Origin of the sequence: Nesterenkonia sp. Act20 (genome assembly GCF_019173455.1) — a bacterium.
GTDB lineage: Bacteria > Actinomycetota > Actinomycetes > Actinomycetales > Micrococcaceae > Nesterenkonia.
The window spans coordinates 1,187,953-1,212,016 of sequence record NZ_JADPQH010000001.1; the positions used below are offsets into that span (position 1 = coordinate 1,187,953).

Consider the following 24,064-nt stretch of genomic DNA (forward strand, 5'->3'; position numbering starts at 1 on the left):
GATGGCGGACGGTGCTCTCCGGGCAGATCTGCCCGAGCGGTCTCGCCGCTGATCAGTCTAGTTCTCAGCGACCCAGGGCAGCGAGGACAGCGGCCGCGCTCGGCTCTCGGAGAACACCATCGGCGGGAATCCCCCGGCGGATCAGCGTCCTGGCGGTGGGTCTTCCGATGGCCAGCACGCGCACGCGTTCGGGGACTCCGAGGTCAGCAAGCGCATCCGCGGACGAGGAGCTCGTCACGAGCAGCACCACGGCGTCCACATGGGACAGCCGATGCCGGCGCAGGTCCGCGGCCAGCTGATCGAGGTCGAGCAGCTCGCCGGGATTCGGCGGGGGCAGCAGCCGCCGCGTCGAGTCTCCGGCGGTGATCCTGCGGTCCACGACGAGACTCTCGGTCTCGTAGGCGGTGACAGAGGCCACCTCCCAGCCCAGGGCCTCCAGGCCCTCCCGCAGCGTGCTGCGGGCCTGCCCCGACTGGGGCAGCAGCAGCGTGGAGCCGGAGTCCTGCGAGGTTGCTGGCATCCCGTCGATGATGCCGGCGGCGCTCTTCTCCGCCTCAGGCATCCATGGATCGGTGATGCTGCTGAGGTCCGCGAGGACCCGAGCCGTGCCAGGTCCGACGACGCCGGCCCGCACCTGCTCAGGAAGGGTCCCGTCCCAGCCCACCTTGCGCAGCGCGCGCACGGTATTGCCGCTGGTGAGCATCAGCCAGGGAAACTCCCCGCGTCCCAGAGCGGCCAGCGCCGACCGCAGTTCAGAGGTGTCTGTGGGAAGGCGCTGTTCGGTCAGCGGCAGGAACTCCACCTGGAGCCCCGCCGCGCGCAATCCTGCTTCGAGCGGACCCGTCTGGGCGGGGTCTCGAGTCAGGGCGATGCGCATGCTCCCAGCCTACCGAGTACAGGCAGTGCAGAATGTCTGCATGAACACAGTGGGCTATCCAGAGATGGGCGTCCGCCGGTACGTCGGAGCACTCATTGTCGCTCCCCTGCTGGCGGTGGGGCTCGCCGCCCTGACCTACGTGCTCCAAGCAGGCTCGATGCCGGACCAGATCGCAGTGCATATGGGTCCCGACGGCACCGGCTTCGGCAGCCTGACGGTCATGGTGTCGGTCTGCTTCGGGCTGGCCCTGCTGGGGTTCGTGATCGGGGCGGTGACGGCGCGGAACACGCTGCGCCGCGGTGAGTGGCACCTCTACGAGAAGTCGATCGTGGTGGTCGCTGAGGCCGCAGGCTTCGCGTTCACCGCTGCTGTGCTGGGGGTCATCCTCAGCATTGACGTGCCCTCCGGTGAGGTGCCCGGTGCCGCGGCGGTGGAGTACTCACTGCTGGCCTGGGTGGCGAGCTTCGCCGTCGCGCTGCTGGTGTACGCGCTGCTGACCCCGCGGGCGAGGCCCGTACCCGTCTGAGGGTCCGGTCTAGGAATCGATCACGTGCTTGAGCAGCCCGAAGTCCTCAGCGAGCAGCTGCTCCGCGACGGCGGTGCCCAGCTGGATGGCGCGCTCCACGGACACTGCACGCTCAGCGCCGGCCTCGATCGCGATCTCAGCTCCGGCACGCTGGACCTGGGTCCCGTCCGGGGCGCAGATGACCGAGTCCAGGCGCAGTGTGGCCCCGCCGTCCGGGTTGTCGTCGTAGCGCGCCAGCCCGCCGATCGGCGCCGAGCATCCGGCGTTGAGCCGGGCGAGCATCCCGCGCTCGGCGGAGGTCTCCAGCCGGGCAGGGATGTCGTCATAGAGCGCCAGCGCGAAGCCCAGCGGCGCCACGGGCACCGCGTCCTCGGCGCGGACCTCCACCGCGAGCGCGCCCTGACCGGGTGCGGGCAGCATGACCTCGGGCGGCAGCAGCTGGGCGATATGGTGCTCCAGCCCCAGCCGCTTGAGCCCGGCTCCAGCCAGCACGACGGCGTCCAGGTCCCCCCGCGCCGCATTGGGCGCCTGCGGCGAAGCTTCTGCCGCGGCCTCGTGCCCGCGGACCCTGGCGAGCCGGGTGCCGACATTGCCACGGATGTCCTCGATCTGAAGATCAGGCCGGGCCGCGCGCAGCTGGGCTGCTCGACGCGGTGATCCGGTGCCCACCTTCGCGCCCTGCGGAAGCTCATCCAGCGTGAGGTCATCGGCGGAGCACAGCGCGTCGCGCACCTCCGAGCGGACCGGGACCGAGGCGATGGTGAGTCCCTCGAGGTCCTTGGCCGGGAGGTCCTTGAGCGAATGCACCGCGACGTCACACCTCTTGTCGAACAGCGCCTGGCGCAGCGCGGAGGCGAAGACCCCCGTGCCCCCCATCTGCGCCAGCGGACCGGTGAGGATGTCCCCCTCGGTCTTGACGGTGATGAGCTCGTACCCCTGCTCCGCGTGACCGGCGAGCGCCTCGGCCGCCGTCGTCGTCTGGGTCAGTGCCAGCTTGCTGCCGCGGGTGCCGACTGTGAAGGTCCCCATCTAGCTCCTGACGACGTCTTTGCGGAAGCGCGTGCAGTGGCAGGGTCCGCAGATGCCGGACCAGTTGCCCGGCACGACCTGCTCGCCGAATCCGACCGGCTCGCCGTTGACGCCCTGGAGGTACTCGCTGAGCACGTCCACGAGCCCGGAGACGAACTTCTCCTGGATACCGGGCGTCGCGGCGCGGTGATACGCCATGCCCAGCTCCGCGGCGGTGTCCTTGGCCTCGGTGTCGAGGTCCCAGAGCACCTCCATGTGATCAGAGACGAAGCCGATGGGCATCACGACGACACCTTCGACGCCGGCCTCTGCGTACTCCTCGAGGGCGTCGTTGATGTCAGGTTCCAACCAGGGAGTCTTGGGGCTGCCGGAGCGCGACTGGAAGGTCAGCGAGTGCTCGAGACCTTCGGCCTCCGGCACCACGTCCATCAGGTGACGGGCCACGGCGAGGTGCTCGGCCGAGTAGACGTCGGTCCCGTACTCCTCCACGACGCGGTCCGGTCCCATGGCCTCGGCGTTGCGGCTCGGGATCGAGTGAGTGACGAAGACGATCTTGGGCTTGGCCTCGGGCTTGCCGGCCTGATCCAGCTGGGCGCGGACATCGGCGATGCCGGTGGCCAGGGCGTCCTTGAACGGGTCGATGAAGGCCTTGTCCATGAAGAACTGGCGGACCTTGACCACGCTGAGCTCCTCGCGCAGACCGGTCTCATCCAGGGTCAGCGAGAAGTCCTCGCGGTACTGCCCGCAGGAGGAGTAGCCGTTGTAGGCGGAGGTGACCAGTGCCAGGATCCGGCGGTGCCCGGCCTCGTGCATGGCCTTGAACGTCTCGGTGAAGAAGGGCGTCCAGTTGCGGTTGCCCCAGTAGATCGGCACGTTGAGCTGGCGCCGGGCGATCTCGGCCTCGAGCGCGCCCTTGAGGTCGCGGTTCTGCTGATTGATGGGGCTCACGCCGCCGTTGGCCCGATAGTGGGTGGCGACCTCCTCCAGACGCTCATCCGGAATCCCTCGGCCGCGCGTGACATTGCGCAGGAACGGCAGGACGTCATCCTGTCCCTCCGGACCGCCGAAGGAGGCCAGCAGGATGGCGTCGTAGTTGCCGGGTTCGTCGGTCGTGGAGCCTTCGGCATAGTCCACGGGCAGCGGGGCCGGGGCCTCTGCCGCCTCGGTCTTCTGCTCCGTACCCGGGGTGGGAGTCGTCCGGGAGGATTCCGCCACTGCGGACTCGGCCTCGGTCTGGGTCGGGTGATCCTCAGTCTCAGTGGGGTGGTGCGCGGATTCGGAGTTCGGGGTAGTCGTCACAGCAGGACCTCAGCGATCTCGGAGGCGGTCTTCAGACGGCGTCCGGTGTAGAAGGGAATCTCATCGCGGACGTGATAGCGGGTCTCCGACTCGCGGAGCTTGCGCATCATGTCCACCAGGTCTGTCAGCCTGGGCGCTTCCAGGGCGAGCAGCCACTCCCAGTCGTTCAATGCGAAGGCCGAGGTGGTGTTGGCCAGCACGGAGGGGAACTCCTGTCCCAGCATGCCGTGCTCGCGGAGCATCTTCCCGCGCTTGGCGGGATCGAGCAGGTACCAGTCGTAGGAGCGGTTGAAGGGGTAGATCACCAGCCAGTCCTCCGGCGGAACCCCGAGGGCGTAGGCCGGGACGTGGCTGCGGGAGAACTCAGCGGTGCGATGCACGCCCATGGCGGAGAATGCTATGTGGGTGCGGGAGAACATCGCCGTGCGGCGGATGCGGCGAACCGCGGCCTGCAAGTCCTCGGCATTTGGTCCCGTGACCCAGGTCAGCACGTCGGCGTCGGCGCGCATCGCGGAGACGTCGTAGGTCCCCCGGAACGTGACCTCCTGCTCGGCGAACACCGCTTCGAGCTCGTCGAACTCGACCTCCGTGTCAGCTCCCTGCGGCGCGGGGCCGGTGCGCGCAAAGACGGTGTAGAGCGTGAACCAGTCCTTGCCCGAGGAGTTGACCTCTTCCGGCGTTCGTTGGGCGTTGCTGCCGTAGCTCACAGATGCCTCCATCAGCATTGATCTTCAGTCCGGAACCCAAGGTGGCAGGTCCCGCATCCAGCTTATCGCCCGGTCCCCGACGGTTTTCTACATGACGTCGAAAGGTGCTCGACGGCTCAGCTGGTCGGGCGCAGGGTCGACGCGGCTACGGCGGAGCCCGCTCAGCCTGATGCACCCAGTATCGACGCGGCGACGGCGCGGGCGTCGGGCACCACTCGGGCCAGGCCGGTGCCGGCGAACCAGGCGCCGGTCATGTGGAGCCTCGGAGAGCGGGTGCCCGGGGTTCGCTCGGCCTGGTCGGCGGCGGACGCGGCGGGCTGCTCCGCCAACCGGGCACGCAGGGCGGCGATCCGGTCCGCGTGACCGGCTGAGGTCTGCGGCAGGGCCTTTCTCCAGCGGGTGACGCTGGCCTCAAGGATCTGCGCGGGCTCGATCGCCACTCCGAAGAGCGCGCCCACGTCCAGGGCTGCCGCCTGTAGGAGCTCCTCGTCGCTGGAATCGGCGCCGAGGCTGCGCTGGCTGCTCTGCCCGACTCTTCCGTAGGAGAGCCGCACCACGTGGTGTCCGGGTCCATGCGCCTGGGTCACCGCGGCGTCCGCCCACTCCCATTTGGAGCTGATGTGCGTCATCGCCTTGGCGCCGATCTCCGTGACATGCGGAGACACGAGCACGCCGGTGCCGCGTGGATGAGAATCAAGTTCCGGTGCGTCCAGGACCATGGAGACCAGGGCGACGCCGGGGCCAGGGGTCTGCGATTCAGGCTGGACCTCGTGCTGTGAGCCTCTTGGGTTCCGGCTACCCGCGCCCAGACCCGTCAGGTCCAGACCGCTCAGGTCGACCATTCCTGCAGCGAGCTCCACCGCCGCCGGGGCGTCGAGGGCGAGGACGATGTGGTCATGCCGGTCGGGCCGGTCGGGCCGGTCGGCCCCGGGAGCATCGAGTGTGGCGAGATCGTGCACCGGGGAGTTCAGCCGGATGACCGCCCCGAGGCGAAGCAGCTCCTCCTCCAGCGCGGCGACCAGCCGATTGAGCCCACCATGCAGGGAGTTCACCGCAGAGCCCGCCGGGGCCTTGGACTTCACCTGCGCCACCGCACGGGCCAGGGATCCCTCGCGCAGCATCGCCTCGAACAGACCCGGGGCGGTGTTGCTCATGTCCAGGTCATCCGGCTCGGCCGAATGGACCCCGGAGACGATGGGTGTGACGAGCCGGTCGAGCACGTCCTGGCCCATGCGGTCGCGGACCACCTCGCCCAGCGTGATGCGTCCGCCGCGGGAGGCGTGCTCCTCGGCCCACCCCTCGATCGGGGCGTTGAGGTCTTCTGCGGCCCTGGCGGCGGCCTCCTCCCCGAGGATCGCCACCACATCCGGAGCCAGCGGGTCGGCTGGGATCCCCAGGATCCCGGTGGCGGGAAGCGGGGCCGCCACGTCGGGCAGCTGCAGCCAGGCGATGGCATGCTGCGGGGCCACGACCAGATCTTGCAGTCCCAGCTCTTCCAGCAGCCGCGGCACCACAGGTGACCGCGTAGCAAAGGCTTCAGCGCCGGCGTCGTAAGCGACTCCGGACAACGTGTGCGCGCCGATGGCGCCGCCCAGCCGATCTCCGGCCTCAAAGATTTCCACCGAGCAGCCGGAGCGAGCCAGATCCCAGGCGGCGATGAGGCCGGCGATGCCTCCGCCGACCACGGCGACGCGCGGTGCGCTGGTGCGCGCGTTCAGGGGGTCATCCACGGGGTCATCCATGCAGGCAGAACTCAGTCCTCGTAGCCGATCTCATGGATCAGGCTGACCACCCGGGTGAGCACATCGGGGTCGGTCTCCGGGGGGACGCCGTGGCCGAGGTTGAGCACGTGTCCGGCGGCTCCGGATCCGGCCTCGATCACCTCGCGGACGTGGGCCTCCAGCACCGGCCAGTCAGCACGCAGCAGCGCGGGGTCGATGTTTCCCTGCAGCGGGGTCTCGGCGCCGACCCGGCGGGTGGCCTCAGCCAGGTTCAGCCGGTAGTCGACACCGACGACGTCGGCCCCGGCCTCCTTCATCAGGTCCAGGATCTCCCCGGTGCCGGTGCCGAAGTGGATCAGCGGCGCCGTGACGCGGTGGCCCTGTGGGGTGGTCCCGCCGAGGCCCTTCACGTGGGCCAGCGCCACCGCCGAATGGGCCTGGACGTGGCGGGCGTAATCCTCGCGGCTCAGCGAGCCGGCCCAGGAGTCGAAGAGCTGGGCCGCAGAGGCACCGGCCATCAGCTGGGCGCGCATGAAGCGGCCGGAGACTTCAGCGGCCCAGGCTGCCAGCGCGTTCCAGGTCTCGGGGTCGGCATGCATCATGGCGCGGGGCCCGAGGTGGTCCCGGGAGGGTTTGCCCTCGACCATGTAGGCGGCCAGGGTGAACGGGGCTCCGGCGAAGCCGATCAGCGGGGTGGAGCCGAGCTCGGCCACGATGCGCCCGATGGCCTCCGTGATCGGGGCGAAGGCGGCGTCGTCGAGTGTAGGCAGTGCATCCACATCTGCGCGGGTCCGCACCGGGCTGCCCAGCACCGGGCCCACACCCGGCTCGATCTCCACATCGATCCCGGCCAGGCGCAGCGGGATGACGATGTCGGAGAAGAAGATGGCCGCGTCCACATCATGGCGGCGCACCGGCTGCAGGGTGATCTCGGAGGCAAGCTTGGGATCCAGGCAGCTGTCGAGCATGGTGGTGCCCTCACGCAGCGCCCGGTACTCGGGCAGCGACCGCCCGGCCTGGCGCATGAACCACACGGGACGGCGGTGCGGGCGTGTGATCTCTCCCGCAGTGTTACGCCCTCCGCGATACTGCGTGATCAGCGCCGAATCGGCGGTCAGACCACTCACCAGCGGGTGCTCTGCCGGCAGCTCCGGGGCGGATGCCTGAGAATGCGCGGCCGCCAGCGGGATGGCGGTGACGGTGCCGGTGGCCGGGGAGGACGCGGCCATGCCCGCGAAGGATCCAGAAGTCATACGCCATATTCTCCCCTTTTCCACGACACACTTCGACCCGCTGTAGAATCAATGACGTCGTGGTACTCATTTCTCTAGTCGCCACCCACGCCGAGCTCGATCTCGAGACCGTGGGAACACTCAGCTCAGGAGCGGCCAATCTGGCCGGTTCTGTTCATATGCCTGCCGTGACCTTGGCGACCTGCAATCGCATGGAGATCTACGCCGAGTCCACCGGCAGCTCTCATGACGCGGTCCAGTCCACCCGCGAGGAGCTGCTCGACGCCGTCGCCCAGTCCTCCGGCCTGGACCGTGAAGTGGTCGGCCGGTCCTTCCGCACGCTGGTGGAGGACGACGCCGTCTCCCACCTCTTCGAAGTGGGCGCGGGTCTGGACTCCGCCGTCATCGGCGAGCGTGAGATCGCCGGGCAGGTCCGCAAGTCCCTGGCGGACGCGCAGCATGCCGGCACCATCTCCGGAAACCTCACCAAGCTCTTCGAAACCGCGTCGCGCACCGCCAAGGATGTCGGGACGCGCACCGCGCTGGGTTCACGGGGCCGGTCCATCGTCTCGGTCGCCCTGGACATCGCCGGAGACATGCGCGGAGACGGAACCACCTTCTACCCGGGTGCCTCCGTGGTGCTGATCGGCACCGGGGCCTACTCCGGGACGTCGCTGGCCCAGCTCGTGGAGCGCGGCGTCACCGACATCGGCGTCTTCTCCGGGTCCGGCCGTGCCGAGGAATTCGTCGCAGAGCGCGCCGGCGATGCCCGTGCGCTGCAGATGCAGGAGCTGCCCGGCGCCTTCCGCGAGGCCGATGTGATCATCGGCTGCTCGGGCGGGAACCGGCGCATCACCGCCAAAGAGGTGCGCAACCTCGCCGGGCTCGCCGCAGATGCACCGCGGGAGAAGCCGCTGACGATCATCGACCTGGCGCTCTCCCATGACTTCGACCCCGATGTGGCCGACCTGGACGGCGTGGAGCTGATCACCCTGGAGTCGGTGAAGATGGCGGCCCCCGGGGAGACCGAGGACTCTGTGGAGGAGGCGCGCGACGTCGTACGCTCGGCCGTGGACCAGTACCTCACGGAGCGTCGTGAACGCACCGCCGATGACGCCATCGTGGCGCTGCGTCGGCACACCCAGTCGCTCCTGGACGAGGAGATGGACAAGGTCCGCAAGCAGCACGGCTGCACCGGCGCCGCCGAAGAGGTGGAGTTCGCCGTCCGCCGGATCGTGCGCAAGATGCTGCACACCCCGACCGTGCGCGCCCGGGAGATGGCGGCCGAGGGACGCACCGAGGACTTCGTGCAGGCTCTGCAGGACCTGCACGGCATCGAAGTGCCCCTGCGCGATGAGCCCGCCCGGGCCACCCCCGCGAAGCGCCGCCGCGCCGAGGACTTCTCCGCAGCGGAGCTCACCCAGATGGCCAGCTACCTCACGAACGTCCCCGACGGCGGCTTCTGCCAGCACCACCGGCCCGGCGAGTTCGAGATCGAACGGATCGACGCCGTGCGCGATCTGCACATCCGCCGCGCCAGCTGAGCGCCCGCTCCCTCGAAAAAATCGTAGAGCTTCGTCGTCGTCGTAGTGCTATAGCTCTACGATTCGCTACAGGTCTACGATTTTTACGCTCGGGGGGTGCGCTCGGGGCGGGATCTCATGCAAAAAGGCGGCCCGCCCGGAGAGATCTCCGGGCGGGCCGCCTTTCATGAGGGCTCAGCTCAGTTGAGACCCTGCTCGGTGAGCCATTCCGACGCGACGTCGGCCGGGTCGGCCTGCTCGTCCACGCTCTGGCCATTCAGCGCGATGAGTTCCTCAGGTGTCAGCGCGGCGTTGACCTCGTTGATCAGCGCGGCAGCCTCCTCATCCACGCGATCCGAGACCACCGGGATGACGTTCTGCGGGAGCACCAGCTCCTCGGGATCCTCCAGCACTACCAGATCATCGGAGGCGAGCTCCGGATCGGCGCTGTAGATGTCTGCGACCTCGACGTCGCCGTCGCGCAGCGCATCCACGGTCAGTGCACCGCCGCCGGCCTCGACCGGCACCAGCGTGATCTCCACGCCGTAGACGTCCTGCAGGCCTTCGGGTCCGTAGGGGCGGGCCTCGAACTCGGCGTTCGCGGCGATCTGGAGATCCTCCAGGCCGGCGAGGTCACCGATTTCTGTGAGGTCGTTCTCCTCGGCGAACTCTGCGGTGACCACAAAGCTGTCCTGATCGGTGGCCTCGGCGGGCTCGAGCACGCGCAGCCCGTCCGGAAGGACCTCTTCGAGCTGAGTGGTGATCTCCTCCAGGTTGGCAGCCTCGGAGGACTCCTCGTAGTACTGCAGGAAGTTTCCGGCGTACTCGGGGAAGATGTCGATGGCGCCGGATTCGAGCTCCGAGACGTAGACCTCGCGCTGACCGATGTCGAACTGGCGGTCCACCTCGATGTCCTCGGATTCAAGCACCTGGGCGTAGAGCTCGGCGATGATCGTGTTGGAGTAATACTGCTGAGAGCCGATGACCAGGGCCTCACCCTGAGCCGCCTCGCCCTCGGAGTCCTCGGCGAGGGGATCGCTGTCTCCTCCGCAGCCGGTCAGTGCCAGCGCGGCGATGGTTCCTGTGACCCAGAGTCCTGTGGTCCGCATGTCTGATCCTCTTTCGTTGTGCAGCTCCCACGTCAGGGGCAACTGGTCCGGAAGCCCATCATAGGAAACTCTTGGCGCACCCGGTGGTGGACTCGGCTTCAGTGTCGGGTTGTGACGGCGCGAATCGTCAGCGTCCCGAGGCGCAGGACGTCAGCGTCCGGCGGCGGGGGCGGCTGCGGTGGCGCGACGGGAGTCGCGTCGCTGTCCCCGCGGAGCGCGCTGCGGTCCGGCGAGCCCCGGGATCCTGCGAAGGAGGCGCTGACCGGTGCCGAAGACGGCGTCGACGAGGATCGCGAGCAGGATCACGACGATCGAGGTGCCGAGCATGAGCGGGTAGTCGTAGGTGCGCAGCCCCAGGAACAGCGGCCGTCCCAGTCCCCCGGCACCCACGTATGCGGCCAGCGTGGCCGTGGCGATGATCTGCAGCGCCGCGAGGCGCAGTCCACTGAGGATCAACGGCAGCCCGAGCGGAATCTCGACCCGGGTGAGGACCTGCCAGCCGCTCATCCCCTGCGCACGGGCGGCGTCCACCGTCGCCGGGTTCACCGATTCCACCCCGGCATAGGCACCGGCGAGCACGGAGGGTGCCGCCAGGATCACCAGCGCCACCATGGGTGCTGTCAGTCCGATCCCGGTGAACAGCGCCACCAGGGTCAGCAGTCCCAGGGTGGGCAGGGCGCGGGCGGCACCGGTGGCGACGACGGCGGCTCCCCTGCCCTTGCCGGTGTGTCCGATGAGCAGTCCCAGCGGCAGCGCGATCGCCGCCGAGATCCCGAGCGCGATCAGCGTGTAGCCGAGGTGCTCCATGGACCGCACCCAGAGTCCCCCGGTTCCGGACCAGGCGTCGGCGGTGAGCAGCCAGCGCACCGCCTCGACGATGTTGTTCATGCCGCCGCCTCCTGGGTGCGTCGCTTCCTGAGCCGAGGACGAACAGTCGCCGCGTTCTTGTTCCACGGCATCAGCAGCCGGCCCGCGAGCACGAGCAGCAGGTCACAGATCAATGCAAGCACCACGGTCATCACGATGCCGGCGAGGATCGAACCGATGATGTCGCGGGCGAATCCATCGGTGAACAGTGAGCCGAGCGAGTTGACGCCGAGCACGGCGCTGACCGAGACCAGGCTGATCGAGCTGACGCAGACCACCCGCACACCGGCGAGCAGCGCCGGGCCGGCCAGCGACAGCTCCACGGCGAAGAAGCGACCCACTCGGGAGAACCCGATCGCGGTGGCGGAGGTCTGCACGTCGTCGGTGACGGCGTCCAGCGCCTCGGCCGCGGAGCGGACCATCAGCGCGAGGCCGAAGATCGACAGTGCGATCACGACATTCAGCGGATCTCTGACCGAGGTGCCCACCAGAGCGGGCAGCAGGATGAACAGCGGCAGCGAAGGCACGGCGTAAAGGAGCCCCGTGCCGGTCAGCAGGGGTTCACGCAGGACGCGGATGCGATTGGCGATCCAGGCCAGTGGTATGGAGACCAGGAACGCGATGACCACGGCGGGCAGGCTGAGCGCCAGATGAACCAGCGTGAGTTCACCGATGGTGTCGAGGTTCTCCAGGATCCAACTCATGGGCGGTCTGCGCGATCCGTCTGCGCCGGGACCACGCCCAGCGGCCGTCCCTGTGCGTCGGAGATGAGCAGCTCGCCGTCGTCGGTCTTTTCCGCCGAGAGGGACCGGGCCCCGGAGTCCAGTCCGAGGAAGCGGGAGACGAACTCGTCCTGCCGGTTCGACAGCAGCTCGGCGGGGGTTCCGGAGGCGGCCACCGCTCCGCCGGTCTTGAGCACGACGATCTGGTCACCGAGCGTGAGGGCTTCGTCGATGTCGTGGGTGACGAAGATGATGGTCTTCTTCAGCTCCTCCTGCACGCGGGCCAGTTCGCGCTGCAGCTCGACCCGCACCAAGGGATCCACTGCGCCGAAGGGCTCGTCCATGAGCAGGATGTTCGGATCCGCAGCGAGTCCGCGCGCCACGCCCACTCGCTGCTGCTGGCCTCCGGAGAGCTGGCCGGGATAGCGCAGGCCTAGCTTGGCGTCCAGGCCGACGATCTCCATCAGCTCATAGCCGCGCTTGCGAGCATCGGCGCGGGAGGCGCCGTTGAGCCGGGGCACGGTGGCGATGTTGTCGATGACCCGGCGGTGCGGCAGCAGTCCCGAGTGCTGCATGACGTAGCCGATGCGCCGTCGCAGCGCGACGGGCTCGACGCCGGAGATGTCCTCCTCGTCGATCAGCACGCTGCCCGTGCTGGGCTCCACCATGCGGTTGACCATGCGCAGCAGCGTGGTCTTTCCGCAGCCGGAGGATCCCAGCAGCACTGCGGTGCTGCGCGAGGGCACCGTGAGGCTGAACTCCTCCACCGCGGTGGTGCCGTCCGGGTAGGTCTTGCCGACCTGGCGAAATTCGATCATGAAGCCTCCATCAGGTGGTGCCGGCGGAATTGCGCGTGCTCTCTCAGACGTGACTCCATCACATCGAGAGCCTGCGCAGAGGAGTCGATCAGGACGAATCTGCGGTCGGTCTCCACGGCGACGGCGCCCAGGGTGCCCGAACCGGCGAAGCAGTCCAGCACCCAATCACCGGGGCGGGAGGAGGCCTGCACCATGCGCCGCACCAGACCCACGGGCTTCTGCGTGGGGTATCCGGTCTTCTCCCGGCCGGTCGGCGAGACGATGGTGTGCCACCAGACGTCGGTGGGCAGCTTGCCCAGGGCGGCCTTCTCCGCAGTGACCAGTCCCGGCGCCATATAGGGCTCCCGGTCGACCGCCTCGGCGTTGAAGAAGTAGCGCGCGGGGTTCTTCACGTAGACCAGGATGGTGTCGTGCTTGGTCGGCCAGCGCTTCTTCGTGCGCCCGCCATAGTCATAGGCCCAGATGATCTCGTTGAGGAACGATTCGCGCCCGAAGATCGCGTCGCAGAGCACCTTGGCGTAGTGAACCTCGCGGTAGTCCAGATGCAGGTAGAGGGTGCCGTCCTCGGTCAGCAGGCGCCAGGCATGCAGCAGCCGCGGCTCGAGGAACTCCCAGTAATCGGTGAAGGAGTCGTCGTATTCGGCCAGCGCACGGCGCACGGTGTCATAGCTGCGCCCGGCGAACCCCACCCGATTGCCTTCGCCGTGCGGGCGACGGGTGTTGGTGGTCTCAGTGGCCCGCTGGGCCCGCCCGGTGTTGAAGGGCGGGTCCAGGTAGACCATGGTGAAGGAGCTGTCCGGAAGACCCGGAAGGTGATCGAGGTTCTCGCCCTCGATCACCTGGGAGGGCCCGGCTGGATCGAAGCCGCGGCTGCTCGCCGCAGCGGTGTCCCCGGAAGTCACCCGTGGGCCGTTCAGCTCTCGCTGGAGGCGTTCCCGCCGCCTGAGCCGGAGCCACCGCGACGACGACGGCGCCGCCTGGGCTGCGTGGCAGATTCTCCGCCCTCGGACGGCGCAGCGGACTCCGCGGGGGCAGTCTGGGCGCTTGAACCCTCTGAGCCTGAGTCTTCCGTGCGGGTGCGTCGGCGGTTCCGGCTGCGCGGTGCGGAGCCCTCGGCGGCGGGCTGCGATTCCTTGGCGGAGTCCTCTCCGCGGCCTCGGCCACGTCCACCTTCACGGTCGCCGGAGCGTCCGCCACGGCCGTTGCCGGCTTTGTCGCCGTCACGTCCACCGCGTCCGCCGTCGCTGGACCGTCCGCCGCGGCCACCTTCACGGTCGCCGGAGCGTCCGCCGCGGGACTGGCGCTTCTCAGGTCCGCCCAGATCCTCGAGCTCCTCGGCGTCGAGTCCGGCCTTGGAACGCTTATGCCGGGGCAGCCGTCCCTTGGTGCCCTTGGGGATGTCGAGGTCCTCGTAGAGGTGCGGCGAGGAGGAGTAGGTCTCGATCGGTTCCGGGATGCCCAGGCCGAGCGCCTTGTCGATGAGCTTCCACTTGGGCATGTCCTCCCAGTCCACGAAGGTCACGGCGATGCCGGTCTTTCCTGCGCGGCCGGTGCGTCCGACGCGGTGAAGGTAGGCCTTCTCGTCGTCCGGAGCGGTGAGGTTGATGACGTGGGTGATGTCCGTGACGTCGATGCCGCGGGCAGCGACATCGGTGGCGACCAGGACGTCGATCTTTTCGTTGCGGAAGGCGCGCAGGGCCTGCTCGCGAGCACCCTGGCCGAGGTCGCCGTGGATCGCTCCGGCGGCGAAGCCGCGGGAGATCAGCTCCGAAGACAGCCGGTCGGCCTGACGCTTGGTCCGGGTGAAGACGATCGTGCGGCCGCGACCCTCAGCCTGGAGCAGGCGGGCGATGACCTCGTCCTTGTCCAGGTGGTGTGCGCGGTAGACGAGCTGCCGGATGTCCTTCTTGGTGATGCCTTCATCCAGCGGGTCTGCTGCGGAGATGTGGGTCGGCTTGGACATGTAGCGGCGGGCCATGGCGACCACGGGGCCAGGCATGGTCGCGGAGAAGAGCATGGTCTGGCGACCGATCTCCGGCACGGCGGAGAGCAGGGTCTCCACGTCGGGGAGGAAGCCGAGGTCGAGCATCTCGTCGGCCTCGTCGAGGACCACGATGTTGACGTTCTTGAGCTTCAGGTGACGCTGGCGGTGCAGGTCGATCAGCCGACCGGGGGTGCCGACGACGATCTCGACGCCGCGGTCGAGCTCTTCGATCTGGGGCTCGTAGGCACGGCCGCCGTAGATCGTGGCCACGCGGATGCCGCGACGAGCGGCGGCGACCTTGATGTCGGCTGCCACCTGCACGGCGAGCTCACGCGTGGGGGCCACGATGAGCGCCTGAGGTGCTCCTGGGGCCGGAAGGTCGTCGTAGCCGGCGTCGTCGGGGCTGGTGACGCGCTGGATGGCTGGAATGCCGAAGCCCAGGGTCTTGCCGGTGCCGGTCTTGGCCTGGCCGATGATGTCATAGCCGCCCAGCGCGATCGGCAGGGTCTCGGCCTGGATCGGGAAGGGGGTGGTGATGCCCTTCGCGGCGAGGGCCTCGACGATCTCGGGGCGCACGTTGAAATCGGCGAAGGTCAGGCTGGAGGCTTCGACAGCCTCGACGAGTTCGGGATCAGCGGCGGAGATGGGGGCGTCAGTCTCGGCGGCTGATGACTCGGTGGTCTGTTCAGTCATAGGTACTTTCATTAAGCGACTGCGGCGGCGAAGCCGACAGTCTGTTTTGTGTCGGAGCCGATCTCCACATAGCCGATGGAGGCCACGGGGACCACGATCTTCTTGCCACGGCGGTCCTGAAGGCTCAGCAGCGTCTGCGAACCTTCGATGGCGGCGGCAACGGCCTGTTCGATATCGTCGGGCTTGGCCTCGGTCTCAATGACGATCTCACGTGAGACGTGCTGAATGCCGATACGTACTTCCATGCCAACTCCTTGAATCCGTGGGTCAACGCTCACTTGTTCAGAGCCGCAGCGGTCCTGGGACGGACGCCTGAGTCAGAAGTGGGCGGGTTTACCTGTCTCGATACTACCTATTGTGCGCCTTCGCTGCTCTCAGACTCCTTCGGGAAGCCCGAGATTCCGCGCCAAGCCAAACGCGCGGTCAGCTGGGAGGAGACCTCCTGGTCCGGTCGCTCGGAGAGCCTGCTCCAGTGCCGTGCCGCGGAGAGCGCCATGCCGATCAGCCCGTGACCCAGCATGGTGGCCTCGGCCATCGGCTGGCCGGTGTCATCGGCGATCACCTCGGCGATGGCTCCTGCCATCGCGTCATGGAAGCGCTCCAGGCGGTCTTCGACCTCTTCGTCGTTGTCCATGCCGGAGGTGAAGACCAGACGGTAGGCCTCGTCCTTGCGGGCGATGAACTCATAGAAGGTCGCCATGGTGGCCTGGACGCGTTCCTTGTTGTCCGCACTGGTGGCCAGTGCCTGGGTCAGCTCGTACTCGAGCTGGGCGAGATGGGTGTCGAGCAGACCGAGGAAGAGTTCGTGCTTGCCCGGAAAGTGCTGGTAGAGCACCGGCTTGGAGACCTGGGCGATCTCGGCGATGTCATCCATCGAGGCGCCGTGGTATCCCTTGGCCACGAAGACCTGCAGTGAACAGTCGAGCAGCTGCCTGCGGCGCTGCTCCCGAGGCAGCCGTTTGGCGCGGACGACGCCGGCAGGGTCCCTCATGCTTTCGTTCATGGGCTCAGTCTAGGGCTGGGAGGGGCGGACGACCGGATCTGTCATGGACGGATCGGAGCGAAACCGGTGGCGAGCCCGCAGAGCGTCTCTACCGTGGCCCAGTCCGTGGTGTTCTCCCCGATCAGGTTCGCTTTGCCGGTGCCGTGATAGTCAGATGATCCGGTGACCAGCAGGTCATGGCGCGCGGCGAGGTCGCGCAGCACCGCGCGGCCGGATTCGGGGTTGTCGCGGTGGTGGACCTCCACTCCGGCGAGGCCCGCGTCGACCATCTCCTCGAGCTGGGCGGCGCTGACGGTGCGGCCGCGCGCCGATGCCATGCCGTGGGCCAGCACCGGGACTCCCCCGGCGGCGCGGACCAGCTCGATCGCCATCGTCGGGTGCATGTTCTGTTGGCTGACGTAATACGGAGATCCCGCGTGGAGCAGATGGTCGAAGGCCTCTTGGCGGTCGGCCACGACCCCGATCCCCACCAGCGCGTCGGCGAGGTGCGGGCGGCCCACGGTGGCTCCGGTGCTGACGTGCTGCTCAACGGTCTCCCAGGTCAGCGGGAAGTCTACGGAGAGGCGTTCGGCGATGCGTCGGGCCCGGTGCATCCGACCGTCGCGGGCTTCGGCGACCGCGGTGGAGAGCCCCTCGTGGAGCGGATCATGGAGGTAGCTCAGCAGATGGACGCTGATCCCGTTCTCGGTGAGCGTGGTGATCTCCATCCCGGGCAGCAGCATGACCCCGTGCTGCCTCGCGGCCGCGATGGCCTCGTCCCAGCCGACGGTGGTGTCGTGATCGGTCAGCGCCAGCCCTTCCAGTCCCGCAGCCGCCGCGGCGGCGATCACCGCAGCGGGAGCTTCGGTGCCGTCGGAGACGTTGGAATGGGTGTGCAGGTCCACGCTCATGCGCCTCAGCCTACCGGGCTGCCGCCTCCGGCCAGGCCTCACGGGCGCACCTAGACTGGGACCATGACCAGTTCTGAGAAAAGTGAAGAATTCGACTTCGTCGCCGCAGCCTCAGCACAGGAGCTCGGGGATCGTGTGAACAATCGCTCGCAGCGCCCCACCTCAGAGGCATTCAAAGAGTTTATGGCCTCGAGCTGGGCTCCGGCCGAGCGCGTGGCGCATGAGCGCGATGAGGTCGCCTCCTACGCCGCTCGACGCCGTGCCGCGGTGTCGGCCCAGTTCCCGGGTGAGCGGCTGGTGATCCCTGCCGGACCCCTGAAGGTTCGCTCGAATGACACCGATTACCGCTTCCGCCCGCACTCCGCCTTCGCCCATCTCTCCGGGCTCGGACTGGACCACGAGGCAGGTGCCGTGCTCGTCTTCGAGCCGGTGGACGAGGGCACCGGTGACGACGGCTCCGACCACGAGGTCACGCTCTATTTCACGCCGATGGCGGGGCGGGACTCGGAGGCCTTCTACGCCGATGCACGCCACGGTGAGTTCTGGATCGGGCCCCGGCCCGGCCTGGAGGAGTTCTCCCAGCGACTCGGGATCCGCACCGGCGACACCGGAGCACTTGAGGTGGCCGTGACCAAGAACGCCGGTCCCGTGGAGTTCGGCGGGACGCGTCTGCGGCTGCTGCGCGAGGTGGACCTGAACGTCGACGCCCTGGTGGACACCTCCCGGATCAACACCGCAGTGGACCTGGAGACCTCCGATGCCTACGACGGCGAGCTGCTGGAGTCCCTCTCCGAGCTGCGCCTGGTCAAGGACAGCTGGGAGGTCGAACAGCTGCGCACCTCGGTGAACGCCACCATCGCGGGGTTCCACGATGTGGTCGCCGCGCTGCCTGCCGCGGTGGGGCACGCCCGCGGCGAGCGGATCGTGGAGGGGGCGTTCTTCGCCCGCGCTCGACTCGAGGGCAATGACCTCGGCTATGACACGATCGCCGCCTCGGGCAACAACGCCACGGTCCTGCACTGGATCCGCAATCACGGCGCGGTGAACCCGGGAGAGCTGCTGCTCCTCGACGCCGGTGTGGAGGCCGAGTCTCTCTACACCGCAGACATCACCCGCACACTGCCGGTCACCGGAGAGTTCACCCCCGTGCAGCGCCGGATCTACGAGGCCGTCCTCGCGGCGGCAGACGCGGCCTTCGCGGTGGTCCGCCCGGGCATCAAGTTCCGGGAGATCCACGCGGTGGCGGTGAAGGTGCTCGCCGAGCACCTCGATGACTGGGGGCTTCTGCCGGTGAGCCTCGAAGAGGCCCTGGATGAGAGCGGCCAGCATCACCGCAGGTGGATGCCTCACGGCACCAGCCACCACCTCGGCCTGGACGTCCATGACTGCGCACAGGCCAAGCGCGAGCTGTACCTGGACGGCGTGCTGGAACCCGGAATGGTGTTCACCATCGAGCCGGGGCTGTACTTCAAGAACGAGGATCTCGCGGTGCCGGCGGAGTTCCGCGGTATCGGCGTACGGATCGAGGATGACGTGCTGGTCACCGAGGACGGTGCGGAGAATCTCTCAGCCTCCCTGCCGCGCACGGCCTCGGAGGTGGAGACCTGGATGCAGGGGATCTGGGCACAAAACAAGAGTGGTTAACCACTGCGAAAAATCGTGATATGACGGCGATCTAGATGTGATGAATTCGACGCTTGTCAGCCTCTAACCATTCGGAGGTCCTGGGTTTCGACCGCTACGCTTGAACCAGTCGAACCTGACAGGTTCAAACAATCACAGGAGGAACACCATGGGAATTATCGGTTGGCTCGTACTGGGCCTCATCGCAGGTGCCATCGCACGCCTCATCCTTCCCGGCAAGCAGGCCGGCGGATGGATCGCGGCACTGATCACCGGTGTGCTCGGCGCACTGCTCGGCGGGTTCATCGCCTCAGTGCTCTTTGACATCAGCGTCAACGATTCATTCTTCTCGCTGCCCACATGGCTGTTCGCCATCGGTGGCGGCGTGATCGTGGCCTTCATCTGGCAGGCCATCACCGGTCGCCGCGGCAGCCGCAAGGTCTGATTCGCAAGCACACTGAGCAGACGGTTCCTCGCTGAACCGGCGCTCACACTGAAACGCCCCGTCGGCCTGGACTCCATTGGAGCTCCAGGCGGACGGGGCGTTTTCATGTACAGGGGCCGGAAACCTGCGGGAGCGGTCGGCTCAGACCGCGGGGTTCAGGATCGCGGGTCCTCCGCGGCCTGCGTGTTTTCGTGGGATTCGGGCTGTTCGGCCTGTTCACCCGTGACATGCGGCTCGGGCTCCCCCGGACCGTCCTGGGGCTGGGAGGTTGAACTCTCCCCGGCCTGCTCCGCCGGTGTCGACGGATGGGACTCAGCCTCCTGGGGCGCCTGCTCCTGCGGGGCGCGCACACCGTAGCGCGGCCGCCCGTCGGGAAGATCGTTATAGCCGGTGGCCGGGGCCTGCGACTCCGAGGCCTGCGAGTCAGGAGCTGCCGTCGTCGTCGTGCCGCCCTGCTGCTCGACGCCCGCTGCACCCTGGCCGGTGCCGGGCTGAGGCGTGGGCTGTGGCGCTGCGGTTGGCTGCTGCGGGACCCCGCCCATGCTGGTGGAGGTGGGATCGTTGAATGCGTTCAGGCTCATCACTCCCGCGCCGGCGACCAGCTGGCGTGCGCGCTGGGCGGAGCCGAATTCGCACACCACGTCGAAGCTGGTGGCCACCAGCTGCGAGGAGGATGCGTACTCACGGCGACCCTTGCGCATGGCGAAGCCCAGCACGCCGATGATCATCCAGATGGCCATGCCCAGCACCACGGAGAACGCGAGGTTGTAGATGCTCGCCTCGGGGCTGAACAGATAGATCAGCAGTCCGATGAAGGCACCGAACATCGCGCCCTGCGCCGCGCCGCCGAGGGCCACCCGGGGGTAGGTCAGCCGGGTGCGGATGTGCTCCACCGACCGCAGGTCATTGCCCACGATCGTCAGCGCCTTGACGTCGAAGCCCTCCGCCGCGGTCAGGTGGTCCACCACCTTCTGCGCGTCCTCATAGGAGCGGTAGCGTCCCAGCAGCTCGCCGCGGGGAAGCCCGCCAGTGTTGAGCCCGCCTGAATTGGTCCCAGCATTCATCGACATGTGCTCATTGTCTCAGGTCGGCGGAGCTGCTCCCGCTCGCCCGTCACACGCACGAGGCAGTGCTGTGCGGCGGGGCCAGCACTGCCTCAGCCGGTGCAGTGCGGGTCCCCTGACGACTCGTAGACTGGGGCGGTGTCTGATCCAACCGTCGTCGAACGTATTCGCCAGCGCCTCACCGAGGTCATCGATCCGGAGCTGCGTCTCCCGATCACCCAGCTGGGCATGGTCGGGGACATCAGCGTCGACGATGCAGGTGCCGCGCAGGTCGGCGTGAAGCTCACCATCGCGGCCTGCCCCATGCGCAGCCGCATCGTCGAAGACGTCACCGCCGCGGCTGTCCGCGCCGAGGGTGTCTCCACGGCTTCGGTGGAGCTGGGCGTGATGACCCCGGAGGAGCGCGCCGAGCTCAAGGAGCACCTGCGCGGCGGGGAGGCCGGCAAGATCAATCGGTTCGCCCAACCCGAGAGCCTCACCAAGGTCTACGCGGTGGCCTCGGGCAAGGGCGGTGTGGGCAAGTCCTCGGTGACGGTGAACCTCGCCTGCTCGCTGGCCGCGCAGGGGATGAAGGTCGGCATCATCGACGCCGATATCCATGGCTTCTCCGTCCCGGACCTGATGGGCATCACCGATAAACCCACCCGGTTGGACGAGATGATCCTGCCCCCGGTGGCCTATGGCGTGAAGACCATCTCCATCGGCATGTTCGTCGACGGCAATCAGGCGGTGGCCTGGCGTGGGCCGATGCTGCACCGCGCTGTGGAGCAGTTTCTCACCGACGTGCACTTCGGCGATCTTGATGTGCTGCTGCTGGACCTCCCACCCGGCACGGGCGACATCGCGATCTCAGTGGCTCAGCTGCTGCCCGGCTCCGAGCTGCTGGTGGTCACCACACCCCAGTCCGCGGCGTCGAACGTCGCCGAGCGCGCAGGGGCGCTGAGCTCACAGACCAAGCAGCGGGTGGCAGGGGTGATCGAGAACATGGGCCCGATGACCCTGCCCGACGGCACCAGCTTCGAACTCTTCGGAAGCGGCGGGGGCCAGCTTGTCGCGGACCGGCTGAGCGACTCCCTGGGCAGCGAGGTTCCGCTGCTGGGCTCGGTGCCGCTGGATATGCACCTGCGTGAGGCCGGCGACGACGGCGAGCCCGTCGTCCTGTCAGCTCCGGAGTCTCCGGCCGGGGCCGCTCTGCGCGGCATCGCGGCACGCCTGGCAGTCCAGCCGCGCGGGATCAGCGGCCGCAAACTCCCCTTCAGCCCGGCCTCCTGAGCCGAGCCTCCCCCCCTCGGCGTTTTACCTGGGGTTACGTGGTCTACCGGGCCAACCGTCGAGGCGGTACTCCACGTATCGCGGGGTAAAACGCGGCAGGGGGTGGGCGGTCAGGTGGCTTCGCTGTCGAAGGGAGCGTCACGCAACGCTTCCGTCCGTGCGGAGTCTTCTGGTTCGCGCGGCGCGGTCCCGTCGCGGGAGTCAGCCCCGGCCATTCCGGCGGCGAGGGCGGATCCAGCGGATCCCGCCGTGCCGAACGCGGAGCTCGGTGGGACACCGCTGACCCCGTTCCGGCCATTGGGCTTGGTGCTGCGGAAGAGTTCGCGCGGGTCGGTCGCCTTTCGGGCGGAATCCAGAGTCCCGGTGACCGCAGAGCGGGCGTCGCGGAAGTCCTCGGAGTATTCGTCGCTCAGAGCCTCGCGGATGATCCGCCGCGGGTCGTACTGGCGCGGGTCATACCGCTTCCAGTCCACGTCGTCGAAGTCGGTGCCGGTCTCGTCCTTGAATCGACCCTTGGCGTCCTCAGCCATGTCACGGGCCTGCCGGACCCAGCGCGCCAGGTTGCGCGCATACTGGGGCAGCCGCTCCGGTCCAAGGATGACCAGTGCGAGCACCACCAGAATGACGAACTCATACCCATTGATACCGGTCACGGACCAAGCCTACCCTCAGCCGTGACTCAGTCAGTGAGCCAGTCGAGCAGCTCCTCGAATCCGCGCTCCAGCCGCTCGGAGCCCGAGGGCACGATGGGCAGGACCTGGACCCGTGAACGATCGGTCGCCATGACCCAGTTGGAGATCTGCTCCGCCGCGGACTCGGGAAGATCGGAGCTCACCACATACTGGACCCTGCCGCTCTCCATGGCGGCGGTCCATTCCTTCTCGTCTTCGGAGATGAAGAGCTGGCACTCGTCACCGGTGCGCAGAGTGATGTTCTCCTTACGGGCATCCGAGACGTCGACCGCGCTTGCCAGCTTCGACTCCAGCGGCGCCATCTCCACTCCGGCCTCCTCGGGTCTCGTCTCAGAGACATCGAGGTGATGTTCGCCGTCGGTGAGTCGGATCTGCACCGTACGGATGCCAGCGACGACGCCGGTCTCGGCATACTCGGTCGCGAGGCCGAACCCTGAAAGATGCGGTGCCGACCAGCCCAGGCTCTTGAGCGCGTTGAGGCTGTCCAGTGGGATCTGCTGGATCTCTGTGGTCTCCGGCGACCCGGGGAGCATCGAATCGGAGTCGTCCACGGGGATCAGGTTCAGGTCCGTGCTGGTGAGCGGCACGCCTGGATTCGTCAGGGCGGCGTCACCCTCCTGCTGGGTCTCGCTGCTCTGCGAGCCCTGAGGCAGCAGCGACTGGACGGAGCTGATCTGAGGCAGGGCTCGTCCACCGACCACCCAGGCCGCCACGAACACCAGCACGCCCAGCAGAGCCAAGACGATCAGCGAGAGCACAACAAGCCACCCGGCGCGCGGACGGGTGGCTTTATGAGCGGTCGCGGCACCTGGCCAGCTGCGGGTCGACTCACCGGTGCTGGCCCCGCGTACGAGCGGAGTACTTGAATCGTGCCTTGTCATCCTGATTATCATGAGGGGTAGAACTGAGCAGAACCTGAAATTTTTCTGGAAATCTATCAGTATCCGAGAATCCGTTCCTCGGTGACCCCCCTTGCACTCGACCTCACGGAAGAGCGCGCACCGTCCCTGCGTCATCACATTCGTGTTCAGAGAAGGACCCATGAAAGCTCAGCAGCCTCAGCATCCCGTCAAATATTCGAGCTGGGCCTACGCCGAGCAGCACGCGGAGGAGGAGCCGGCGCTGGCGCAGGCCCGCGTCCGAGCAGAAGAGATCGGGGTGCGCCCCGCGAGCCCGGGAGTCACCGCCCTGCTGACCGTCCTGGCCGCTGCGACCCAGGCGCATGCCCTGGTGGAGGTGGGCACCGGCGTGGGGGTCTCAGGACTGGCTCTGCTCCGTGGAGCACGCTCCGACGCCGTGTTGACCAGCATCGATTACGAGGCCGACCACATCCAGGCGGCGCGCGAGACATTCAAGGACGCCGGTCTTCCAGCCTCTCGAGCCCGGTTGATCACGGGTCGAGCCCAGCAGGTGTTGGCGCGGCTGACAACTGGCGCCTACGACGTGGTCTTCATCGATGCGGATGCGGCGCGTGTTGGGGACTACGCGGAGCAGGGGACCCGGCTGCTGCGCCCCGCGGGGCTGTTGATCATCAATGATGCGCTGGACCACGATCGGGTCCCGCGACCTGCGGTCAGAGAGGATTCCACACAGGCTTTGAGGGCCCTGGAGAGGAATCTGCTGGAGGACGGGCGGCTCCAGACCTCGATGCTCGGCGTCGGCACCGGACTTCTTGTGGCCGCTCGTCACTGAGGACGAGCCCCGGAACGGTTCAGGCCGGGCACGCTGAACGCGCCCGGCCTGAACAGCAGGTCATTCTCCGACGGCCTTGATCAGGCACTGCTTCAGCGCCTGAGCCTCTTCGTTGTTGATCTCGAGGACCAGCCGGCCCCCTCCGTCGATCGGCACCCGCATGATCAGGCTGCGTCCCTCCTGAGTGACCTCCATCGGACCGTCGCCAGTACGCGGTTTCATTGCAGCCATCGAGTGCATCCCTTCTGAAGTTCTATAGCGTGCGTGTCCATGCCT

25 protein-coding genes are annotated in these 24,064 nt (G+C 67.9%); 6 read left to right on the forward strand and 19 right to left on the reverse strand.

The genetic code is table 11. The annotated features are described in order from the left end of the window. Positions 1 to 64 precede the first annotated feature (64 nt). Complete coding sequence (locus tag IY716_RS05465; RefSeq protein ID WP_218220552.1) at positions 65 to 877, reverse strand: uroporphyrinogen-III synthase; 813 nt, start codon at positions 875 to 877, stop codon at positions 65 to 67. A gap of 40 nt (positions 878 to 917) precedes the next feature. Here IY716_RS05465 and IY716_RS05470 point away from each other — a divergent pair, with 40 nt between their 5' ends. Beyond that, complete coding sequence (locus IY716_RS05470; protein ID WP_218220553.1) at positions 918 to 1,403, forward strand: hypothetical protein; 486 nt, start codon at positions 918 to 920, stop codon at positions 1,401 to 1,403. Between the two features lie 9 nt (positions 1,404 to 1,412). On the opposite strand, the gene hemC is transcribed toward IY716_RS05470, so the two are convergent. From hemC to hemE, 5 genes are all read right to left on the reverse strand, one after another. Then, complete coding sequence (hemC, locus tag IY716_RS05475; protein WP_218220554.1) at positions 1,413 to 2,432, reverse strand: hydroxymethylbilane synthase; 1,020 nt, start codon at positions 2,430 to 2,432, stop codon at positions 1,413 to 1,415. Further along, the gene (locus IY716_RS05480) at positions 2,433 to 3,731 is read right to left on the reverse strand and encodes a ferrochelatase (protein ID WP_369699599.1); all 1,299 of its coding nucleotides are present in this window, start codon (positions 3,729 to 3,731) and stop codon (positions 2,433 to 2,435) included. Continuing rightward, positions 3,728 to 4,456, reverse strand: coding sequence for a hydrogen peroxide-dependent heme synthase (gene hemQ / locus IY716_RS05485; RefSeq protein ID WP_218220555.1), 729 nt, complete (start codon positions 4,454 to 4,456; stop codon positions 3,728 to 3,730). Before hemQ ends, IY716_RS05480 begins: the two co-directional genes overlap by 4 nt. A 143-nt stretch (positions 4,457 to 4,599) precedes the next feature. Continuing rightward, positions 4,600 to 6,168 (reverse strand): FAD-dependent oxidoreductase, encoded by a 1,569-nt coding sequence (locus IY716_RS05490; RefSeq protein WP_218220556.1) that lies wholly within the window; start codon positions 6,166 to 6,168, stop codon positions 4,600 to 4,602. 23 nt (positions 6,169 to 6,191) lie between these two features. Then, a complete protein-coding gene (gene hemE / locus IY716_RS05495; protein WP_218220557.1) occupies positions 6,192 to 7,412 on the reverse strand; it encodes a uroporphyrinogen decarboxylase in 1,221 nt (406 codons plus the stop codon). A gap of 59 nt (positions 7,413 to 7,471) precedes the next feature. Between hemE and IY716_RS05500 the strand changes: the two genes are divergently transcribed. Beyond that, positions 7,472 to 8,935 (forward strand): glutamyl-tRNA reductase, encoded by a 1,464-nt coding sequence (locus tag IY716_RS05500; protein WP_218220558.1) that lies wholly within the window; start codon positions 7,472 to 7,474, stop codon positions 8,933 to 8,935. A gap of 179 nt (positions 8,936 to 9,114) precedes the next feature. Here the strand turns inward: IY716_RS05500 and IY716_RS05505 are convergent, their stop codons facing one another. The 9 genes from IY716_RS05505 to IY716_RS05545 form a co-directional block, all read right to left on the reverse strand. Continuing rightward, complete coding sequence (locus IY716_RS05505) at positions 9,115 to 10,023, reverse strand: ABC transporter substrate-binding protein (RefSeq protein WP_218220559.1); 909 nt, start codon at positions 10,021 to 10,023, stop codon at positions 9,115 to 9,117. A 150-nt stretch (positions 10,024 to 10,173) separates the two neighbouring features. After that, entirely contained in the window at positions 10,174 to 10,911 is a 738-nt protein-coding gene (locus IY716_RS05510; RefSeq protein ID WP_218220560.1) for an ABC transporter permease, read from the reverse strand. Then, positions 10,908 to 11,594 (reverse strand): ABC transporter permease, encoded by a 687-nt coding sequence (locus IY716_RS05515; protein ID WP_218220561.1) that lies wholly within the window; start codon positions 11,592 to 11,594, stop codon positions 10,908 to 10,910. Before IY716_RS05515 ends, IY716_RS05510 begins: the two co-directional genes overlap by 4 nt. Next, positions 11,591 to 12,430 carry an ABC transporter ATP-binding protein gene (locus tag IY716_RS05520; protein WP_218220562.1) on the reverse strand — a complete coding sequence of 280 codons (840 nt, stop codon included), beginning with the start codon at positions 12,428 to 12,430 and terminating at the stop codon, positions 11,591 to 11,593. Before IY716_RS05520 ends, IY716_RS05515 begins: the two co-directional genes overlap by 4 nt. Further along, entirely contained in the window at positions 12,427 to 13,332 is a 906-nt protein-coding gene (locus IY716_RS05525; RefSeq protein ID WP_369699600.1) for a site-specific DNA-methyltransferase, read from the reverse strand. Before IY716_RS05525 ends, IY716_RS05520 begins: the two co-directional genes overlap by 4 nt. Before the next feature lie 11 nt (positions 13,333 to 13,343). Further along, positions 13,344 to 15,107 carry a DEAD/DEAH box helicase gene (locus IY716_RS05530; RefSeq protein ID WP_218220563.1) on the reverse strand — a complete coding sequence of 588 codons (1,764 nt, stop codon included), beginning with the start codon at positions 15,105 to 15,107 and terminating at the stop codon, positions 13,344 to 13,346. Positions 15,108 to 15,118: 11 nt separating this feature from the next. Further along, positions 15,119 to 15,352 (reverse strand): DUF3107 domain-containing protein, encoded by a 234-nt coding sequence (locus IY716_RS05535; RefSeq protein WP_218220564.1) that lies wholly within the window; start codon positions 15,350 to 15,352, stop codon positions 15,119 to 15,121. A gap of 107 nt (positions 15,353 to 15,459) precedes the next feature. Next, entirely contained in the window at positions 15,460 to 16,110 is a 651-nt protein-coding gene (locus IY716_RS05540; RefSeq protein WP_218220565.1) for a TetR/AcrR family transcriptional regulator, read from the reverse strand. Positions 16,111 to 16,151: 41 nt separating this feature from the next. After that, positions 16,152 to 17,000, reverse strand: a complete 849-nt coding sequence (locus IY716_RS05545) for a PHP domain-containing protein (protein WP_218220566.1) — start codon at positions 16,998 to 17,000, stop codon at positions 16,152 to 16,154. Between the two features lie 63 nt (positions 17,001 to 17,063). On the opposite strand from IY716_RS05545, the gene IY716_RS05550 reads away from it, so the two are divergent. Together IY716_RS05550 and IY716_RS05555 are read left to right on the forward strand one after the other, a co-directional pair. Beyond that, the gene (locus IY716_RS05550) at positions 17,064 to 18,644 is read left to right on the forward strand and encodes an aminopeptidase P family protein (RefSeq protein ID WP_218220567.1); all 1,581 of its coding nucleotides are present in this window, start codon (positions 17,064 to 17,066) and stop codon (positions 18,642 to 18,644) included. A gap of 148 nt (positions 18,645 to 18,792) precedes the next feature. Then, the gene (locus tag IY716_RS05555; RefSeq protein WP_218220568.1) at positions 18,793 to 19,068 is read left to right on the forward strand and encodes a GlsB/YeaQ/YmgE family stress response membrane protein; all 276 of its coding nucleotides are present in this window, start codon (positions 18,793 to 18,795) and stop codon (positions 19,066 to 19,068) included. A gap of 155 nt (positions 19,069 to 19,223) precedes the next feature. Here IY716_RS05555 and IY716_RS05560 read toward each other — a convergent pair whose 3' ends face one another. Beyond that, positions 19,224 to 20,138: a general stress protein gene (locus tag IY716_RS05560; RefSeq protein ID WP_218220569.1), complete on the reverse strand. Its 915-nt coding sequence runs from the start codon at positions 20,136 to 20,138 to the stop codon at positions 19,224 to 19,226. Positions 20,139 to 20,270: 132 nt separating this feature from the next. Here IY716_RS05560 and IY716_RS05565 point away from each other — a divergent pair, with 132 nt between their 5' ends. Beyond that, the gene (locus IY716_RS05565) at positions 20,271 to 21,404 is read left to right on the forward strand and encodes a P-loop NTPase (protein WP_218220570.1); all 1,134 of its coding nucleotides are present in this window, start codon (positions 20,271 to 20,273) and stop codon (positions 21,402 to 21,404) included. Between the two features lie 110 nt (positions 21,405 to 21,514). Here the strand turns inward: IY716_RS05565 and IY716_RS05570 are convergent, their stop codons facing one another. Together IY716_RS05570 and IY716_RS05575 are read right to left on the reverse strand one after the other, a co-directional pair. Beyond that, positions 21,515 to 22,057 carry a twin-arginine translocase TatA/TatE family subunit gene (locus IY716_RS05570; protein ID WP_218220571.1) on the reverse strand — a complete coding sequence of 181 codons (543 nt, stop codon included), beginning with the start codon at positions 22,055 to 22,057 and terminating at the stop codon, positions 21,515 to 21,517. A 26-nt stretch (positions 22,058 to 22,083) separates the two neighbouring features. Then, the gene (locus IY716_RS05575; RefSeq protein WP_218220572.1) at positions 22,084 to 22,977 is read right to left on the reverse strand and encodes a hypothetical protein; all 894 of its coding nucleotides are present in this window, start codon (positions 22,975 to 22,977) and stop codon (positions 22,084 to 22,086) included. Between the two features lie 160 nt (positions 22,978 to 23,137). Between IY716_RS05575 and IY716_RS05580 the strand changes: the two genes are divergently transcribed. After that, entirely contained in the window at positions 23,138 to 23,788 is a 651-nt protein-coding gene (locus tag IY716_RS05580; RefSeq protein ID WP_218220573.1) for an O-methyltransferase, read from the forward strand. A gap of 60 nt (positions 23,789 to 23,848) precedes the next feature. Here the strand turns inward: IY716_RS05580 and IY716_RS05585 are convergent, their stop codons facing one another. Beyond that, positions 23,849 to 24,019: a DUF3117 domain-containing protein gene (locus IY716_RS05585; protein ID WP_084479395.1), complete on the reverse strand. Its 171-nt coding sequence runs from the start codon at positions 24,017 to 24,019 to the stop codon at positions 23,849 to 23,851. Positions 24,020 to 24,064 lie beyond the last annotated feature (45 nt).

Excerpts from the sequence above, each read along its gene's own strand:
- IY716_RS05465 (WP_218220552.1), bottom strand. The coding sequence starts at position 877 with ATGCGCATCGCCCTGACTCGAGACCCCGCCCAGACGGGTCCGCTCGAA.
- IY716_RS05470 (WP_218220553.1), top strand. The coding sequence starts at position 918 with ATGAACACAGTGGGCTATCCAGAGATGGGCGTCCGCCGGTACGTCGGA.
- hemC (WP_218220554.1), bottom strand. The coding sequence starts at position 2,432 with ATGGGGACCTTCACAGTCGGCACCCGCGGCAGCAAGCTGGCACTGACC.
- hemQ (WP_218220555.1), bottom strand. The coding sequence starts at position 4,456 with ATGCTGATGGAGGCATCTGTGAGCTACGGCAGCAACGCCCAACGAACG.
- hemE (WP_218220557.1), bottom strand. The coding sequence starts at position 7,412 with ATGACTTCTGGATCCTTCGCGGGCATGGCCGCGTCCTCCCCGGCCACC.
- IY716_RS05505 (WP_218220559.1), bottom strand. The coding sequence starts at position 10,023 with ATGCGGACCACAGGACTCTGGGTCACAGGAACCATCGCCGCGCTGGCA.
- IY716_RS05510 (WP_218220560.1), bottom strand. The coding sequence starts at position 10,911 with ATGAACAACATCGTCGAGGCGGTGCGCTGGCTGCTCACCGCCGACGCC.
- IY716_RS05515 (WP_218220561.1), bottom strand. The coding sequence starts at position 11,594 with ATGAGTTGGATCCTGGAGAACCTCGACACCATCGGTGAACTCACGCTG.
- IY716_RS05520 (WP_218220562.1), bottom strand. The coding sequence starts at position 12,430 with ATGATCGAATTTCGCCAGGTCGGCAAGACCTACCCGGACGGCACCACC.
- IY716_RS05530 (WP_218220563.1), bottom strand. The coding sequence starts at position 15,107 with ATGACTGAACAGACCACCGAGTCATCAGCCGCCGAGACTGACGCCCCC.
- IY716_RS05535 (WP_218220564.1), bottom strand. The coding sequence starts at position 15,352 with ATGGAAGTACGTATCGGCATTCAGCACGTCTCACGTGAGATCGTCATT.
- IY716_RS05540 (WP_218220565.1), bottom strand. The coding sequence starts at position 16,110 with ATGAACGAAAGCATGAGGGACCCTGCCGGCGTCGTCCGCGCCAAACGG.
- IY716_RS05545 (WP_218220566.1), bottom strand. The coding sequence starts at position 17,000 with ATGAGCGTGGACCTGCACACCCATTCCAACGTCTCCGACGGCACCGAA.
- IY716_RS05550 (WP_218220567.1), top strand. The coding sequence starts at position 17,064 with ATGACCAGTTCTGAGAAAAGTGAAGAATTCGACTTCGTCGCCGCAGCC.
- IY716_RS05555 (WP_218220568.1), top strand. The coding sequence starts at position 18,793 with ATGGGAATTATCGGTTGGCTCGTACTGGGCCTCATCGCAGGTGCCATC.
- IY716_RS05560 (WP_218220569.1), bottom strand. The coding sequence starts at position 20,138 with ATGTCGATGAATGCTGGGACCAATTCAGGCGGGCTCAACACTGGCGGG.
- IY716_RS05575 (WP_218220572.1), bottom strand. The coding sequence starts at position 22,977 with ATGACAAGGCACGATTCAAGTACTCCGCTCGTACGCGGGGCCAGCACC.
- IY716_RS05580 (WP_218220573.1), top strand. The coding sequence starts at position 23,138 with ATGAAAGCTCAGCAGCCTCAGCATCCCGTCAAATATTCGAGCTGGGCC.
- IY716_RS05585 (WP_084479395.1), bottom strand. The coding sequence starts at position 24,019 with ATGGCTGCAATGAAACCGCGTACTGGCGACGGTCCGATGGAGGTCACT.